This is a genomic window from Anaerovorax sp. IOR16, assembly GCF_017168145.1.
Lineage (GTDB): Bacteria > Bacillota > Clostridia > Peptostreptococcales > Anaerovoracaceae > IOR16.
Map to the genome: position 1 here is coordinate 234,150 of NZ_JADQTL010000008.1, position 16,771 is coordinate 250,920.

Below are 16,771 nucleotides of genomic sequence, written 5' to 3' on the forward strand. Positions count from 1 at the left end.
GCTTCCTCTGCTATCCTTAGGTTGTGAACAAAGGATTGGAGGAAATGAATATGAATTTAGAAAACATCAAGAATAACAAAGTAAAAACCATTCTACAATTCTCGATTCCATCGATTATTGCTATGGTACTAACCTCTCTGATTACTGTAGTAGATGGCTTTTTCATCGGAAACTATGTGGGTTCAGAGGGACTTGCTGCGGTAAACTTAGGTTTACCGATTATTTATTTGTACCTTGCAGTAGGATTAATGGTTTCAGTCGGTGGTGTGGCAATCGCAGGAATTGCACTGGGCGGAAAAGACACCAAAAAATGCAACAGCGTCTTTAATCAAACAATGTTCACCTCAACACTTGCAACAATTTTGCTGAGTGTGATTGTCTGGTTCTGCCTTGACCCAATGCTTTATCTTTTACATGCCGATGGGCAGGTATCAGGATTTTTCAAAGACTATTATGGCATTCTGCTGTTAGAGCTTCCCGTTATGGTGATAAACGCATCCTTTGGTATGTTTATCCGAGGAGAAGGAAAACCGCAATATTTTATGCAGGTTAATATTTTGAACGTACTACTCAACATCTTGTTAGACTATTTATTTGTTCGCTGGATGGGGTTTGGCGTGAAAGGCATTGCAGCAGCATCACTTCTTTCAGCTATTGTTACATTTCTATGCATACTTTACTTCTTTATTAAAAAGTCATGTGTGTATAAACTCCATAAATTTACTTTTTCAAAGGATGTGCTTAAAAATACACTTCTTAATGGCAGTTCAGAGTTTATCGGAGAAATGTCCCTTAGTATTTCGATGTTTGCTTATAACTTTGTGATACTAAAGTATATCGGCGTTGATGGTGTTACTGCATTTACTATCGTAGGCTATGTGGCGTATATCTTTAGCATGGTGCTGATTGGTTTTGGGCAAGGAGCCAGTCCTCTGATTAGCTTCACTTATGGTGCCAAGGAATATCCTCTGTCAAAGAACCTGCGTAAAATCACCAACACAATGGTGTTGATTGCAGGAGTGTTGGTCTTTTTACTGGTATTGGTTGGGGATGATTGGTACAGTGGTCTATTCATAAAGAATGATTTGGTGCAACAGATGGTACATTCCGGTGTAGCGATTTTTGCTATTTCGTTTCTCTTTTCAGGAATCAATACAATCACTTCTTTTTACTTTACCTCTATAGGTAGGGCAAAAGAGTCTGCTATTATTTCTTCAGCACGAGGATTAGTTGTTCTACTCATTTGCATTTTCACACTTCCAGCATTTCTGGGGATGATGGGTGTATGGCTGGTTGCCCCAACTACAGAAACAGTAACACTATTTTTGACATTGTTCTTTATCGGAAAAGAAACTACTAAGAAATCTCACGGATTTGCCACAGAATAACTGGCATCTTATGAGACGATAGCCACTACACTTTAATCTTGTGTAGTGGCTATCTCTTTACCTATAATCCGAGAATAGTCCAAATATATAGCGGTGCTGTTAAGGTGAACACCAAACATGAAAAAAGGATTGCCGGTGCCGCCCACTCAAATTGACCATGTTTCCGATGTAGGCTAAGTACCCAACGCCTTGCCGTATTACTACGGTAGGTTTTCAAGCACTCGCCCCCGAACCGTACTTACACCTCTCGATGTATACGGCTCTCCATTTGTTAATTCAATCTGCCTAAATGCAAGTCAGAATGGCATTGTCTGCACAACGCTATTGTTTTTCTGTTTCTTGCAATCATAAAAGTTTCCAATCGACTTTTACCTTTTAAATCCTTTAATTTACGAACGTGATGTATTTCAATCATTTCATTTTCATTACCGCAATATTCGCATTTGCCAGCTTCAAGCCTTTGTTTTAAGCTTGTTTTTGCTGTATACATAATGGTTTTTGGAATAATGTCCACATTTTGCGAATATTTCAACTTCTTCCGTGAAAATCCCTCATTGTAAAACAGACGTGTTTTTGTATTGCCTTTCTTGTCTTTGTATCGTATTCCAAAGCCTTTGTCTATACGCAATTTCTGCGTAATTTTTCGTACAGAAGTCCTGTACTTGGTAGCAAATGTTTTGAACATACTATACTGCATAATGTAACCGAACGAACTTACGATTGATGAATTGTTTGCTAAGCTGTAAAAATTTCTAAACCCACGGATTTCACTGTTGTATTGCTCTAAGATTTCAAGGTCATCATTATCTTTAAGGTAGTACCTTGACTTGGGTTTAAAATTTTCTTTTCCGTATACAGTAGTTTCAATGCTCATAGCCTTGTATTCAAACAGTTTATCTCTGATAGTTTGCATAGATACCGATAGGCAAACTGAGCCATTCAAATATCGGCTTTTAACTCCGTTTTTGTTTGTTGTAACGGCATTTGTTTTTCTTACATAAATTTCATATCCTAAAAATTTTGCTCTATCAGAGGAGTTTGTTATCAGCGTTTTTTCTTCCGACAGCTGTAATTTCAAGCTATTTTGAAGATACTCCGCTATCTTGCTTTTAAGACTTTTTGCATCTTCTTTACTGCCCACAATTCCAATAATAAAGTCATCTGCATATCGAATATATTGCAAACGCTTAAAATCATTGTCCATTGGGTCACTATATGGTGTTTGATATTTTTCTCTTTGGATTTCTGTTATTTTCTGCAAAATCGCTTTTCGTTCGTTCTCGTCTGTTGTTACGCTGAGTTTTCTTCTAAGCCTTTGTAAATGACTTTCAAATTTAATTGCTTGCGATAATGGTTTTCTGCCTTTTCCTTTGTCAAATTCAGATTTTAGTTCTTGCATATATTTATCAAATCCATCAAGATAGATATTGGCGAATATTGGACTAATAATGCCACCTTGCGGTGTCCCTGAATAGCTATTGTGATATTGCCATTCCTCTAAATATCCTGCTCTTAAAAACTTATTTATCAAACGCAAAAACTTTTCATCTTTAATTCTTTTTGACAAAATACCAATCATTATTTTGTGGTCGATATTATCGAAAAAACCTTTAATATCTCCCTCGATAAACCATTTTACTCCAGAGAATGATTTTTGTATGCTATCTAAAGCTGTATGGCAACTTTTCTTTGGTCTAAAACCGTGAGAGGATTTTTCAAAATATCCCTCATAAATTGCCTGTAACATCATTCTTATAATTTCCTGTATTAGCTTATCGTCAAATGACGGTATGCCAAGGGGTCTCATTTTTCCATTTTTCTTTGGAATATATGTCCTCCTTGACGGATTAGGTTGATATCTTTCGGATTTTAGGCTTTCAATGAGTTTATCAATTCTTTTCAAACTCATTGCGTCAATTGTTTTGCCGTCTGTTCCTTTTGTCATATTACCCTCATTTGCATATATATTTTGGTATGCAAGCAAGTAAAAATCACGATTATATAGATTTCTGTACAATCGTTCATAAATGTATGACTTGTCGGAACTGTGTTGTTGCAGACTGCTTAACACATTGATTGGATTTCTCATAATGTATCACACATTATCCTTTCTTTTAATGTTAAGATAACAAACTGCCACCCTTCGCCACGTGCAAGGCTTTCCCTTGCTCAAACTACTACGGTGGCTCCGTTGCCATACCGAATATTCAGTGTCATCTTTCTTGCTTTTTACACTTGAAATTTATCACCCAAAGGCATTACACATAGCCAAGTTATTGGCATTTCGGGTTAGGCAATCCCCATTTAACTAACTAATAATAGCGTGAATGATTGTCGGATACCGTTTTCGTCCTTTAATGTTTATCCATTTTGGTTGCATATAGCTTTGGCTGTATCTACTCGACTAACATAGTACAGATATGCAATAAAACACCTATAGTTATCTTGTGTTTTAGCTCTTACATAAGCCCATCAGACTGCGGTTCAAGTAGTTTAACTTTTATCCTCATGTCACTCTTTTCATCTTGCCATTCAGTCGTGAGATGATAACTTCTCAACTTATGACGTTACCGACGTGCTATGTTCCTCGTTATTGGTTTCCCTCACGAGTAAGTCGGTTGATGACGGACATTAAAGCACAAGTCCGTTAGGTTGCTAAACCTACAATTATTAGAGAGCCTTTATGGGCGCACAATCAAAATAAGCAAGACCTAATTTGGCAAAGAAAAATACCGCAAGAATTAAATCAATGGCTGGGAAAACCACCTTATTGACTACCGTTTTAATCTGACTTGATGCATCTTTCCATGTGCCTTCAATGGCTCCAGCTACATCACCAGTTCTGGCTGCAAAAACAGTAGTGCTAAATAACAGACACATAAGCAATGCTGCTATGAGAATGAATGCAATTTTCTTGTGTTTATTCATATATTTATCCACCTTCCTTTTCTTATGGTTTTAATGGTGCAACGTGCCAGTCATCCCAAAGTGAGCCACGAATTACTAAACTATCGCTTAGATTTTTAGACATCATTCCTACGGGGGTCCAGCTGTCTATCGCCCAAGTATTCACTTCATACTTTCCGTTTGGCATCCAAATTGGTGTAAAGTGAGTTCGGTTTTTATAGGTAGAATACTTATTTTTTTGAAACTCAAAACGAGAATTACTTCCATTCTGAACTTGTTCCAATAACCGCCAATAGGTGTTGTAATTAAATTCCGGAAAGTAGCTTACCGCATTTTGTGGGTTGGTCACTGCCGAGAATTGATTACTGCTTACCGATGCAAATACTTGTTGATTAACACCATATCCAGACTTCATTGTCCTACCATTTGCAGTTGGATTCTTACCGTCGCAAAGTAACTTCATGTTTGCTGAAAAGACAGCATAATATTTGTTAAGATCAAACTCCCACCATCCGTGGTCGCACCAATATCCACTATTTTCACCTGTACTATGCCATACCAAATATTCATGCCACCATGGATCCCAAACAGTCCATTCTGCCCTTGCTTTTTCTGCTTTTTGAGGAATGGGTGATAATGAAAAGTCATCATTTCTATCATCAGCAACAGGGTTTGGTGGGGGATTTTTATCAAGGTCAACAATTTTGCAATGAATGGTGGTTTTATCTGTTCCTCCCGGACCTTTTACAGTTACATCTATGTTCATATTCTGTTCTGTGTCGGGAGTAGTCCATTTTACCCATGCAAGCTGACTGTCACCTTCGGGATAATATATATTACCTACATTATAGGTTTTACCATTAATATGAAAACTGACACGAGTCGGATTGTCGGGATCAGACTGCCCACCGCTGATCATAACGGAGGTAATTACCTCTGTGCTTACACGGTATTCATAATCATACGTTGAAACAACAGGTGGTTCCGGTTGTTCCGTAAAACGTACGACCCCAAGTCCAAGCGATGATTTAATATCCGCATTGGTTGCCGCCTTTGTTGTACTGCCATTCCACGCAGGATATCCTAAGTCAGATACTTCCAAAAACATTGCAAGAGGTAGGTTTTTGTGAGATAAAGAAACCATTCGCTTTCGCAGCAATCCACTGACCTTTTCATCATACATGGCCGCCTCAGTTGCAGTGGTTGCAATCATACCTCCCTCAAACTTGTAATAGGCTATTGGTTCAAGCAATAGCTTATACTCTCCGCCAATTAGCACATCGTAATTCATGCCTGTTATTTCTGCAATTCTTTTAATTATATATTCTGAGCAGAAATATTTTTTAATGGCATCAATATTACTTCTACCATTGGTACTGACTATTCTTGGTATTGCTTGTGCTGGGTTTTTATAACTATACCCTCCCTGTACGGGAGATAGCCCTCTACCATTGTTGTATTGTAGTTTGCTTATCTTTCCAAAATGATAAATCTCTGAGGGCGGTTTTTTATTTGTTAAATCAATGGGAGTTGTAACTACAGCGTGATCACTTGCTCTGACTGCTGTTACACGCACACCATCCATTCCTGGTGACCATACATTGTTACTTGTTCCGCTGCCCATTCCTCCACCTCCGCCATCAATATTTCCATCCCCAACAGCAAAAACAGATATGGAATAACAACAGACAATGATTAGAGAAATACATATTGTTGTTAATAGCTTTTTCATTAAGGCTCCTTTCCCCAAGAAAAAATGCACTGCTTTTGCAGTGCACTAACCTTGACTATTTTTTATTGTCCCATATTTCCTACTTGCTTATTGATATCTCCGTCACCATCTACATACTCACCATGATTTTCACCACCATTGGGTACATTATCGAATCCAGGTAACCCACCAGATGTTTTTTGCGTTGGTGCAGTTGGTTTTTCCACTTTATCATGTTCAACAGGCTTATCATCTACTGTTACCTTATCGCCATTTGGCTTTTTATTTGGATTTGTAAGCTGTTCTTCCGTATATGTAGGCTTTTCAGCATCTCTTTGAATTTTCTGTTCTGTACCTGTATCTACTGCTCCGTTATCCGTTTCCGTCTTCTGTGGAACGTCAACAGTCGGTACCTTAATTTCATCTTCTTTTTCTGAAGTATCGGGTGTTTTTGTCACCACATCTTGAACCTCACTGTTTTGAGAGGAAATATTGACATCCTTAACAGGAGGTTTCTGAAATCTTACTCCTATTATAACTATCAACGCAATGCTTATTACTATACCGCCTGTTATGATGAGCCACTTTTTGGTTTTATCATTTATGTTTTTCATAAACCGATGCCTCCTTATATATAAATTCATCTATTAAGTCAAACCGTATCACAAGGTTTTTAAAAAGTCTACTAAATATTTAAGAGTTATCATAAAGTTAAAATTTAGGTGTATATCCCGCACTGTTTTCCACCTTTATATGCATTGGTGGCAACAGTTTTCCGCCAAAGGATACTGGGACTTCTAAGTTCACAGAACTGTTTATTTTAAATCTTCGGCTATCCTGATCACCGCTTGCAAAAGGTGCATTTTTAATATCCACATCAAGATTCCAAATTTTAAACTGGATATTATTTTTATCATCTGTGACTTTTTTGTGATAGTCATTTTCCACTGTTAAACCAAGTATTGTATCCATTTTATTATAAATATCACCATAATCAATGGACTCTTTAAAGTCATCAAGGTTTGGCTGATAACCACCCGAATATCCTTCTCTAACTCCGTGATATACATCATCATAATTCTCTGTAACCGTAGAAATGACTGCATCTTGCATTGCATCACGAACTCCCTGTGCAACGATTAAAAGGCGAAAATATTCAGATATGCCAGTAAAAATCATTACAAGACATAGGGTAATGGCAACAGCTAAAGGATAACCGTTGCCATGATTGTTTTGTAATGGTTTTATTCGTTTTTTCATCACTTCCAATACACCTCACTTTTACCCATTGCTTCACCTCGTAATGTAACAGGAAATGAACCGAAACCACCAAATAACCCGATATCCATATCATAGGTAACTATAACAGAGACTTCCTCGTTTAGCTGTATTTTGCCTGTTGTTGACCAGTTAACCTTTGGATGAAGTCCTGTTTTTTCAATAAGCACTTGCTCTCGTCTTTCAGTTTCCGTTCCTACTCGGCCTGCAATTTCTGCTTCACGTACAAGTTCTGTCGCAAAAGTATCAACCTGCTGTTTGGCAATATAAGCAGGGAATACCTTAACTGCAACTGCAATTATGAGCATTGCACAAAGGACAAGGACTACTACATCAATGTATCCCTCACCACGATTGTTCCGGAGAGAATTTATCATTTTCTGCATAAAAGGCACCTCCCTTATAACATTGCACTGAGTGAATGAATGATTTCAGAAATGATAATGACAATATAAGTCATTAGGAAACACATGAGCATCAAAAAGCTGAATACACGGATTTTTGAAGGTATCTTCATCGCCTGTGCTTTCAGCCTTTGCAACTCCAACTGTTTCATATCATGGCTTAGCATTTGAAAATACATTGCACCATCATCGCCACGTAGCACACCAATTAACCCTCGAGTAATATCCGACAGCATTGTTGAATTGATTCTCGCCTCAAACCTTGTAAGTGCCGCTTCATAAGAAGATGACCGCATGTCTGCTGTTACAATATCCAACTCTTTAGCAAAGTCAGCACCTGCATTTTTCTTAAAGTTTTCAAGAATTGAAAGCACATCACGGCTTGCTTTTAGCTCCTGTGTAATAGTTGCCACAAACCTTGGAAGTTCTATTTCAATTTTCTCTCTCTTTGCATTTAGTTTTTCATCAGCCGTGCGGATTTCTTTAAAATAAACAATCACGGCAAGAATTAATACTACAGGAGCAAGCAGAGGAAAAAGTATAAGTGCGGGAATGATTCCAAGGAGAATGACACCTGATTTTACAAGTGCGTTTGCCATAAATTCTTCGGGGGTTTCTTTCATTCCTGCGGCATTTAAAGTGTTTCTCATACGAATTTTCTTGTACTCATCTATTGGCAGATATTTTGCAATCCTTACTGCAAATCCGTTAAGCAGAACCTCTATATTTTTAGTTTTTTGACTACTTTCCTTAACTGCAGAAAGCATTGCTTTTTCTGCGGCTAAGCTTGGGAGTTTCAGAAAATCTGCAAGGATAAAGAACAATCCCATTGCAAAGAAAACAGCAAATAGCATCATTAAAATTTGCATATTACTTTTCACCTCCTGTACTCAACGGGTTGTGTCAGTTTAATCACAAATGCCATAGATACAAACATTATGATAAAACAAACCGCAAGCACAATCTGTCCTGGGATGGTGTGTATTAGAGTGTGATACCAATCCTTGTTTAGAAAATACAGCAGAGGAATATTGCAAAGCACCAACATCTGCATCGTAATAAACTCTTTTCTTGGCTCAAATACCAAATTTTCAAGTTCGCCGTTTACTACCCGCATATCAGAAAGTTTTGATACAATCGGTGTCAATGTGCTTTTAAGACTTCTATCATGCTGACACGCAATTAACGCATCGCACCATTCTCGAAAGACAGCGTTGTCAATCTGCTTTCTAATATTTTGCAACCCTGTATTAATGTCTGGATTGATCATCTTAATCCCATAAACAAATCCTTTGAAGATGGAAAGCTCAGGCGGATTTAAGTAGTTTATGTTTTCCTCCACCGCTGTCAAAATGTCCTCATTTCTTAGATATGAGGTGGTAATGATAGACAGTGCTGTTTCAAGTTCTGCGGCAATGTCCTTTTTAAAATGAGTTTGAGTAAGTCGAACATACCAAAAAGGCAAAAGCATCATTCCCACTGCAAGAACAGGCACAAGGAAAAAGTTGCCCATCATAATCGCTATGGATGTTCCAACTGCAAACAAAGCAAGTGAAAGCATACAAAGCATTGGGAAACGGCTTGCTCGACCAGTTATTTTTAAAATTTCCTGTACCTCTTTTATCTCTTGTTTAAAGAAACCAACCTTTTTTCTATCCGTAGTTTCATTGATTTCTTCCTTTAGGCTTTTGGGACCGTTTAAAAAGGATTTAAAAACTCCATCTGTAAACTCCGAAAGAGATAGGGAAAATAAAATAAAAAAGCCTGTTATCATTCCGATACAGGCAGTTAATAAAATTATATTCAATTGTCGCTCACCTCAGCTTTCTGTAAGGTGTTAATCATTTCAAGAGGCATACCGTTTTCCAGCAGTCGTTTTGCTAAGCTGTCGGAAATGCCATGTATACGTTTGTGATTCCCTTCAATTACAAAATTACCGTTTTCATCAATTTTATTTTCCGTAACAATGTACTGATATAAGCTGCGAAAATTCCTCGTTCCATCGGGCATAATTTCACATTCCATAATCTCCATCATGCGTCTTTGCTTGTTTTCAAGCTGTTTACAGAATACCACGATTGGATATGCCTCTGTTACATATCCGTACAATGTCTTATCATCCATATCCACTGCACGTTTACAAAGTGATACCATTCTTGGATAAACTGCAACAGCTGAATTTGCATGAAGAGTTGTAATAACAGCAATACCTGTTCTTGCCGCCTCTTGACCTGCATTGGCTTCGGGACCTCGCATTTCTCCGATTACTGCAATATCAGGATTAAAACGAAGTGCCATATCAAGAAGTGTGATTTGATCAATTTTTTGCTTATCATTATCACTATCCCTTGTAATCGTGTGGATAACCGAATTCACAGCTTTACCATTTTCATATCGTGCAAGATTAAGCTCTCTTGAACCGTTTTCGATGGTATAAATTCGTTTTCCGTTTGGGATTGTTGTCAACAGCCATCCAAGCACTGTGGTTTTACCGCTTGAAGTTGCCCCTGCAATACAAACGGAAATACCGTATCTAACAAGCTGTGACAGCATATTCAGCATTTCATCGGTAGCCGTTCCACCTTGTACAAAATCCTCTTTCTTCATACTTTGTGGATTTACAATACGAATGGATGCCGAAATGCCAACATCTTCATCCACAAGAGGTGTCTTTAAGGCGGCAATACGGATATTTTTTGAAAGGTGCCCGAGAACTGCAGGACTTGCATTATCCAAAACCATTCCAGATACATGGAGCATTCTCCGAATCACATTGACAGCATGTTCCGGTGAATCAAAATGCTCATCAAGCTTTACCGTTCTGCCATCAGAATACTGTACCTCAATATCTTGCCAAGAGTTGATATCTATTTCCTCAATGTTTTTTCCGAAGATATATTTGGTTAAAAAGCCATACTCCGCCATTTCAGTATAGAGCGCATCAATTATCTCATTTTCATTCATTCCCTTAACAGCAATTTTCTCATCCATAACATACTTGCCGATATAGCGTTTCATCTGTTCTTTGGCATCTTCTAAATTGCTGTCGGTAATGAGGTTCGCATAGTTTTCCGATATATACTCCTGAACCTGTTTTAGTACATGTGAAAACTCCCTATACTCGCACTCTTGAGCAAAAAATAAAGAGTGAGTGTTCTTCTTAACACCAAGCTCCACAGGACTTGTTATTTCATTTGGTACTGCAAGCAGTTCATTGGCTCTATTACATATCGAGGCAGCTTTATTGTTTGGTTCATAAGCATTGTTCTTTGGATTTTTCTCTTTTCTTTTGAAAAAGAAGTCTATAATCTTTTTTAACACCCGAACACCTCCCTTGCGATTTTTTCAATCTCCTTGCGAAATTCTCGGCTGTCTTTTAAAGTCAAATCTGCAAAAAGATTGCCTTCCAAGTACTGCTGTTCCACCTCATCTGAATGCGGAATTTGAAAAGTAAGACTACCCATAGCACCCGCCATATGTTCGATACCGTGATTTGATTTCACATTTGATGCACATTTATACTGTTTTTCAAAGTCAAGTCCTGTAGTTTGCAAAATAGATAGCTGACTGGATAAATAACTGATAGATTTTAAATCACAATTTGCAAGCCTTAACATAGAATCACAATCTATCAAGGCAACAGCAGAGAGAATATCACTTGCAATATAACTTCCACAGTCAATTATGACAAAGGGTGCAATTTTTCTAAGACTTGCAATGAGTTCTTTTGCCTGTGTTTCGTTATAAGGTGCATAGGAATATTCGTTTTCTCCCTTTAGCATACCAAGACTGGTGAGGTAGTCCATCTTCTTATGGGTAATCATATGATATTTCACCAGTGATTCGGTAACATGTTGTGCGGCTAAGATGCTTCCCAGTGATTTTTCGCATTCTAAATCTGAGGGCGGGCATATACAGGGGAGCATGGGTGCGGTCGTATCACAAAGCACCAGTACTACATTTTTCTTTTTATCTGTAAGGTATTTTGCAAGCTTTACAGCAACAGTTGTTTTACCACTTGAAGGACTTCCCCAAACAGCAAGAACACCGCCATGCAATGCCTGTTCTTTTGGTACTTTCTGCGTTTGACCTCGTGAAAAAATGGAGTCTTTCATAAAATTCATTACTGCACCACCTCATTTTCTTGTGTAGACTCTGTGCTGATCTCTGAATGATAAAGTTTATAAAGCACTTCTTCTTGGATAGAAATAAACTTTTCCGCTTGCTTTGAATCACCACGATAAACAAGAGAAACATGGCTTTTTCCGTCTGACTCAAGTTCTGCTAAGATATTACTTTGTTCTGCTGTAGCAAGAAGAGTAACAGTGGTAGGTAGCTCCTTTTCGTCCTCTGCCGAAGGCGAATTGGGTCCAGCGTCACGCTGGTTGGCATCGTAACCGCTTGGAGCAGTAACCGAAATCACTTCGATATATTTTAGTTCGGGCGGAATAACGGTCATCCCTTGTTTTTTGTAATCAGGTGCAATCACTGAAACAATATCTCCGCTTTGAAGCTTGCCAGAAAGACCGCTTGCAAAGGTTTTAAGTGTCAGCGAAATTGCCTGCTTCTCACCATTTAAGCGATATAGATATGCGTTATCTTGTTCAGGTGTTTTGGATATCTTTGTGTTTAAGATATAATCCCCAACAGATAAATCAGCAGCTGCAAACCTGCCAATAACTGTATCTTTGTTTTTAATAACATTTTCGGGCAGGTTATATCCGCCTACTTCCACAGTCTGCACCATATCCTTTGTTATTTTATCGCCCAACTTGATTTCCTTTGCAACTCTCACAATTTCTGTCTTCTGACTGATTGTTTTATTGAAAAGCGGTGTAATTCCAAAGCAGATAAGCAAAGATATTACAATGCAGAGAATGCCAAGTGTTGTTCTGTTTTTAAAAATCTTCATATACTAAGTCCTCCCAAGTTTATAAAACATGTGGTTAAAAAACCAATGGATAAAAAAGGAGCAAGTGGCATGGAGTAATTCTTTGCCTCTTGCTCTGATAGCTTCTTTTGATGCTTTATCACTGAAAAACAAATGAGTTCCAGTGTAAAGCCAATAATGATTCCGTAAGCCGTGGCTGTAAATCCAAGAACAAGACTTACAGCGGCGGTGAGTTTAATGTCACCGCCGCCAAGCATATTGGGACATATAAATGCTGCACATACCCATAAAATAAGAGCAATGCCTAATCCCAACAGATTTTCCGTCTTAAAATCAAGCACCGAACAAAGTGCAATCGCCACACAATAAATAGGCGGGATTTCTCTATTTCTGACATCAATAACGGAAATGATTATAAGCAAAATACTAAATAAGATAGCTTGTATAATGCACTGATACGCCACAAAAACCTCCATTATTCGAAGAAATATTCTACGCTGTATGTGATGTTTGATTTGTTGTACATGCAATTATGATTGGTATAGTAGTAGAACTCCAGTTTGGAATAAAGTCCACTTGTTAAGCTTCGCTCAAAGTTGATGCCATTGCTTGTAGTTCCGTAATCAAGCTGGTCCCATTGCTTTGTTAGAATGTTGTACCCTTTTACTCTACCAAAATCATTGCCACTATGCCCACTGACAGGCGGAACAGTAAACGTGTATTTGGTGATGGTTGCACCCTCAATTCCGTTTTCCAAGATAGTAGAGTCGGGGCCTGTTAGTGTCATTCCACCTGATCCGTTTGAATCGGCAACAAAGAATACAATGGCTGACCATGGAGATTCAGCACCAGTGCTGTCAACTGCCTTTACTCTCACTACATTTTTCCCAAGAGGATAAGTACTTGTTTGGCTTGGTCTGTTCTCCCACACATAGGTAATGTTATCACCATCGGGGTCAGTGCTTTGTGCTTTAATAGTAACGGGTGTACCCGGTGCTACACTGTTACCATTTGGCGTTCTCGTTATGATTGGTCTTGTAGGTGCTGAGTTTGCAACTATAAATGACTTTTCTGACCATTCGGAATAAGTCCCCGCTGTATCCTTTGCACGAACTTTAACCGTATACGTTCCTACCGCATAATAACTGTCTGCATTTTTGCCTTGCCATTCAAGTATGGTTTCATCTCCATCTGCATCGCTTGCTGTAGCAGAGATGTTTACAAGAAACTTACCATCTTTTGCAGTTCTTGTTGGGGTTACTGTAAAATTTGTGATATTAGGTGCTGAATTTGCAACTGTAAATGACTTTTCTACCCATTGGGAATAAGTCCCCGCTATATCCTTTGCACGAACCTTAACCGTATATGTTCCCACCGCATAGTAACCGTCTGCATTTTTGCCTTGCCATTCAAGCACAGTGGCATCTTCATCCGGATCACTTGCTGTGGCAGAAATATTTACAAGAAACTTTCCATCTTTTGCAGTTCTTGTTGGGGTTGCTGTAAACTCAGAAATTTGGGGAGCCGTATTGGTTACGGTAATTTTCTGTGTACATCTGCTTTCTCTTCCCAAACGGTCGGTTGAAACAGAAGTAAGAGCAAATTCACCTGTATCAGAAATCGAGATTGAGCCGCCCTTATCTGTCAGCACTCCAGTGTAACTTACAGGAGCACCGTTTTTGCTAAGTATCCATGTAATCTTTGCATTTTCGATATGTTCGGATTTGCTGACTTTTACATTGAACTCCTTACCATAATGAATTTGATTTGGCATGGTAAAGCCAAAATCCAATACAGGCATAATCGTAATGCTTTCACTGTGAGAATACTTTCTGCCAAGTAAATCTATCATGTCTGCGGTTAATACAAACTCTCCATGCTCTTTGAATCTTACCTTACCTCCAAGAGCATTGAGGTTACCGTCAAGAACCATTTCAAGAGATTTCTTTTCACCATTTTTCATTACTATCCATTCCACGGGAAGTGTGTTGTTATGACCGCTTGTGCGAAGATCTATTTCCGTATCGGTATAGGCCGCTTTTGGCAGTTCAAATCCAATTGCAAGAATAGGCAGAACCTCTGTAGTTTTCTTTGGTTCAAAAAGAAATACTCTGCCTGTTTCATCGGTAACTCGGCACACAAGTTCATAAATGCCTGCTCTCTTGAAATAGATTAAACCACCATTATTATTAAGTTTTCCATTGACAAAAGTGTTCCAATCTTGGTAACCAAAGGTATTATCTACAAGCCACTCCAAGGTAAGACCGTCTAAATCTGTACTGGTTACCGTAATCTCAATCTCCGTATCGGTATGTGCATACTTCGGTGCTGAATAAGTCAAAGTAGGTACAGGGTATACTTTGATATTTTGCTCATAGGAATAACTTCTGCCACCGTCATCAGTAAATGAGGCTTTTAAAACATAGTTTCCTTTTTCTTTAAAACGAATATTGCCACCATCATTTGTCAAGCTGCCACTTAAACAATCAGTAAGAGAAACTTTCTGTTCATCTTTTGAGAGTGTCCATATGGCAGTTTTATCCCCAATTTCGCCTAAAGTGGTTTCCACCTTAACCATATCATCAGTATGCATAATAGTCGGAAGATAAAATCCTACAGAGCCTACGGGATAAACCGTAACTTTTGCGGTATTGGTGAATTTTCTGCCTGCTTTATCGGTTAATGTAACCGACAGCTGATAGACACCTTTTTCTGTGAAACGAATAATGCTGTCACTTAAAGCAAGGTTCCCTTTGATATATTTTTCAATCTCAACTTCTTTTCCGTCTTTTGTTAGTCTCCATGATGGTGACAAATTATCACTGTTTTTAATCTCTGTCGTAAGAATAATTGTTTTATCGGTATGTGTTACATTCGGTAAGTTAAGTTTTACCTCAGCCACAGGATAGACCGTGATTTCATGAGAAACAGTCACAACCTTTCCGATTTCATCAGTAATAGTGGCGGTTAGAGTGTAAATTCCTTTTTCTTTAAATTGCACCGTTCCACCAGTATTACTAAGCTCGCCTACAAGGGAATCTGTTATTTCTGCAGATTTACCATCTTTCGTAAGAGTCCATACAACAGAGTTACTGCTAAGGTTTTCAGCTTTTAAATCTACGGCAATACTTGTATCGGTATGTGCTGTATTCGGCAAAGTAAAATCTGCAGTTATAACAGGGTAGACGGATATAATCTGTTTACATGTAATTTTTCTGCCACGGCTGTTTTTAGCTGTTGCTGTAATAGCATAAGTACCTGTATCTTTTGCTTTGATTGTACCTCCATCAGCTTTCAGCTCACCCTCAAAGGACTTGGAAAATTCAATGGGAAGATCATTCTTGCTGACAGACCAAACGACAGAATTTACATATTTGCCTTGCGGTACAATGGTAATGGATTCTCCTACATACATTGTCTTTGGAAGAGTAAAGCTAAACTGTGGTTCAGGAACATAGGAGGAACTGCCGCCACTGCTGTTCCCATGGGAAGGTTTTTCTTCTGGTTTTGCAACAGGTGGCTGTTGATCCTCTTTTTTTATCTGTTCTTTTGCTTTTTCTTCTTTCACAAGCATTTGAAAGGCTTCCGCACGTGTAGCTGTATCATTTGGCTTTACTGTTTTATCAGGGTAGCCATTGATAATATAATACTTTCCACCAATGCAAAGATACAACTTATCCTCTTTGTTCAAAAGCTGAATGTCTGTAAAATCAAGCTTACAAGTACAATCTTCGCTGTGGCAGTTCGTACCTAATGCACGAACCAACATCTTTACAATTTCCATTCTGGTAATAGGTTCATCAGGCTTAAATAAATTCTCTTTGTAATCAGATTCTTCAATAATTTCCTTACTTACAAGAAATAAGATATTACCCTCTGACCAATGACTTTCAATATCCGTAAAAGAAGAAGCTGGATATTCCTTATCCTCAGCTATCTTTAACGTTCTTGCAAGAAGTGCTGTAAACTCTCCACGGGTAATGGTTTCATCTGGATGGCAAAGACCATCGGGAAAACCAGTAACAATACCTTGCTCTGTAAGTTTTTGAATTGCTTCTTCCGCCCAGTGTCCTTTTGCATCTTCAAAGTATAAATGCATAGCATATGCACTTCCTGCAAACATTGAAACGATAAGGCAGGCTATGAGCAGAAAAGAAGAAGTCCTTTTAAATTTCTGATTCATATTATCCCT

General features: G+C 38.3%; 15 protein-coding genes. 1 reads left to right on the forward strand and 14 read right to left on the reverse strand.

Annotation, left to right across the window (positions count from 1 at the left end; genetic code table 11):
- Positions 1 to 50: 50 nt before the first annotated feature.
- Positions 51 to 1,388 (forward strand): MATE family efflux transporter, encoded by a 1,338-nt coding sequence (locus I2490_RS03115; protein ID WP_206458316.1) that lies wholly within the window; start codon positions 51 to 53, stop codon positions 1,386 to 1,388.
- Positions 1,389 to 1,449: 61 nt separating this feature from the next.
- Here I2490_RS03115 and I2490_RS03120 read toward each other — a convergent pair whose 3' ends face one another.
- The 14 genes from I2490_RS03120 to I2490_RS03185 all read right to left on the reverse strand — a co-directional run bounded on the left by I2490_RS03120 (position 1,450) and on the right by I2490_RS03185 (position 16,762).
- A complete protein-coding gene (locus I2490_RS03120; RefSeq protein WP_330634544.1) occupies positions 1,450 to 1,605 on the reverse strand; it encodes a DUF3852 family protein in 156 nt (51 codons plus the stop codon).
- A gap of 54 nt (positions 1,606 to 1,659) precedes the next feature.
- Entirely contained in the window at positions 1,660 to 3,333 is a 1,674-nt protein-coding gene (locus I2490_RS03125; protein WP_330634546.1) for a reverse transcriptase domain-containing protein, read from the reverse strand.
- Between the two features lie 725 nt (positions 3,334 to 4,058).
- On the reverse strand, positions 4,059 to 4,316 hold the full coding sequence (locus I2490_RS03130; RefSeq protein WP_330634547.1) for a DUF3852 family protein: 258 nt from the start codon (positions 4,314 to 4,316) through the stop codon (positions 4,059 to 4,061).
- Between the two features lie 22 nt (positions 4,317 to 4,338).
- The gene (locus I2490_RS03135) at positions 4,339 to 6,027 is read right to left on the reverse strand and encodes a hypothetical protein (protein WP_206458318.1); all 1,689 of its coding nucleotides are present in this window, start codon (positions 6,025 to 6,027) and stop codon (positions 4,339 to 4,341) included.
- A 62-nt stretch (positions 6,028 to 6,089) separates the two neighbouring features.
- Positions 6,090 to 6,620 (reverse strand): DUF6550 family protein, encoded by a 531-nt coding sequence (locus I2490_RS03140; RefSeq protein ID WP_206458319.1) that lies wholly within the window; start codon positions 6,618 to 6,620, stop codon positions 6,090 to 6,092.
- A 97-nt stretch (positions 6,621 to 6,717) separates the two neighbouring features.
- Complete coding sequence (locus I2490_RS03145) at positions 6,718 to 7,266, reverse strand: hypothetical protein (RefSeq protein WP_206458320.1); 549 nt, start codon at positions 7,264 to 7,266, stop codon at positions 6,718 to 6,720.
- Entirely contained in the window at positions 7,266 to 7,670 is a 405-nt protein-coding gene (locus I2490_RS03150; protein WP_330634548.1) for a DUF4320 family protein, read from the reverse strand. Before I2490_RS03150 ends, I2490_RS03145 begins: the two co-directional genes overlap by 1 nt.
- Positions 7,671 to 7,684: 14 nt before the next feature.
- Positions 7,685 to 8,557, reverse strand: a complete 873-nt coding sequence (locus I2490_RS03155; protein ID WP_206458321.1) for a secretion protein F — start codon at positions 8,555 to 8,557, stop codon at positions 7,685 to 7,687.
- Between the two features lie 8 nt (positions 8,558 to 8,565).
- Positions 8,566 to 9,495, reverse strand: coding sequence for a type II secretion system F family protein (locus tag I2490_RS03160; protein WP_206458322.1), 930 nt, complete (start codon positions 9,493 to 9,495; stop codon positions 8,566 to 8,568).
- Positions 9,492 to 11,009, reverse strand: coding sequence for a CpaF/VirB11 family protein (locus I2490_RS03165; protein WP_330634549.1), 1,518 nt, complete (start codon positions 11,007 to 11,009; stop codon positions 9,492 to 9,494). Before I2490_RS03165 ends, I2490_RS03160 begins: the two co-directional genes overlap by 4 nt.
- Positions 11,003 to 11,812: an AAA family ATPase gene (locus I2490_RS03170; protein ID WP_206458323.1), complete on the reverse strand. Its 810-nt coding sequence runs from the start codon at positions 11,810 to 11,812 to the stop codon at positions 11,003 to 11,005. The genes I2490_RS03165 and I2490_RS03170 overlap by 7 nt, the downstream gene beginning before the upstream one ends.
- Complete coding sequence (cpaB, locus tag I2490_RS03175) at positions 11,812 to 12,600, reverse strand: Flp pilus assembly protein CpaB (RefSeq protein ID WP_206458324.1); 789 nt, start codon at positions 12,598 to 12,600, stop codon at positions 11,812 to 11,814. The genes I2490_RS03170 and cpaB overlap by 1 nt, the downstream gene beginning before the upstream one ends.
- The gene (locus I2490_RS03180; protein ID WP_206458325.1) at positions 12,597 to 13,043 is read right to left on the reverse strand and encodes a prepilin peptidase; all 447 of its coding nucleotides are present in this window, start codon (positions 13,041 to 13,043) and stop codon (positions 12,597 to 12,599) included. Before I2490_RS03180 ends, cpaB begins: the two co-directional genes overlap by 4 nt.
- 11 nt (positions 13,044 to 13,054) lie before the next feature.
- Positions 13,055 to 16,762, reverse strand: coding sequence for an S-layer homology domain-containing protein (locus tag I2490_RS03185; RefSeq protein WP_206458326.1), 3,708 nt, complete (start codon positions 16,760 to 16,762; stop codon positions 13,055 to 13,057).
- Between the last annotated feature and the right edge of the window lie 9 nt (positions 16,763 to 16,771).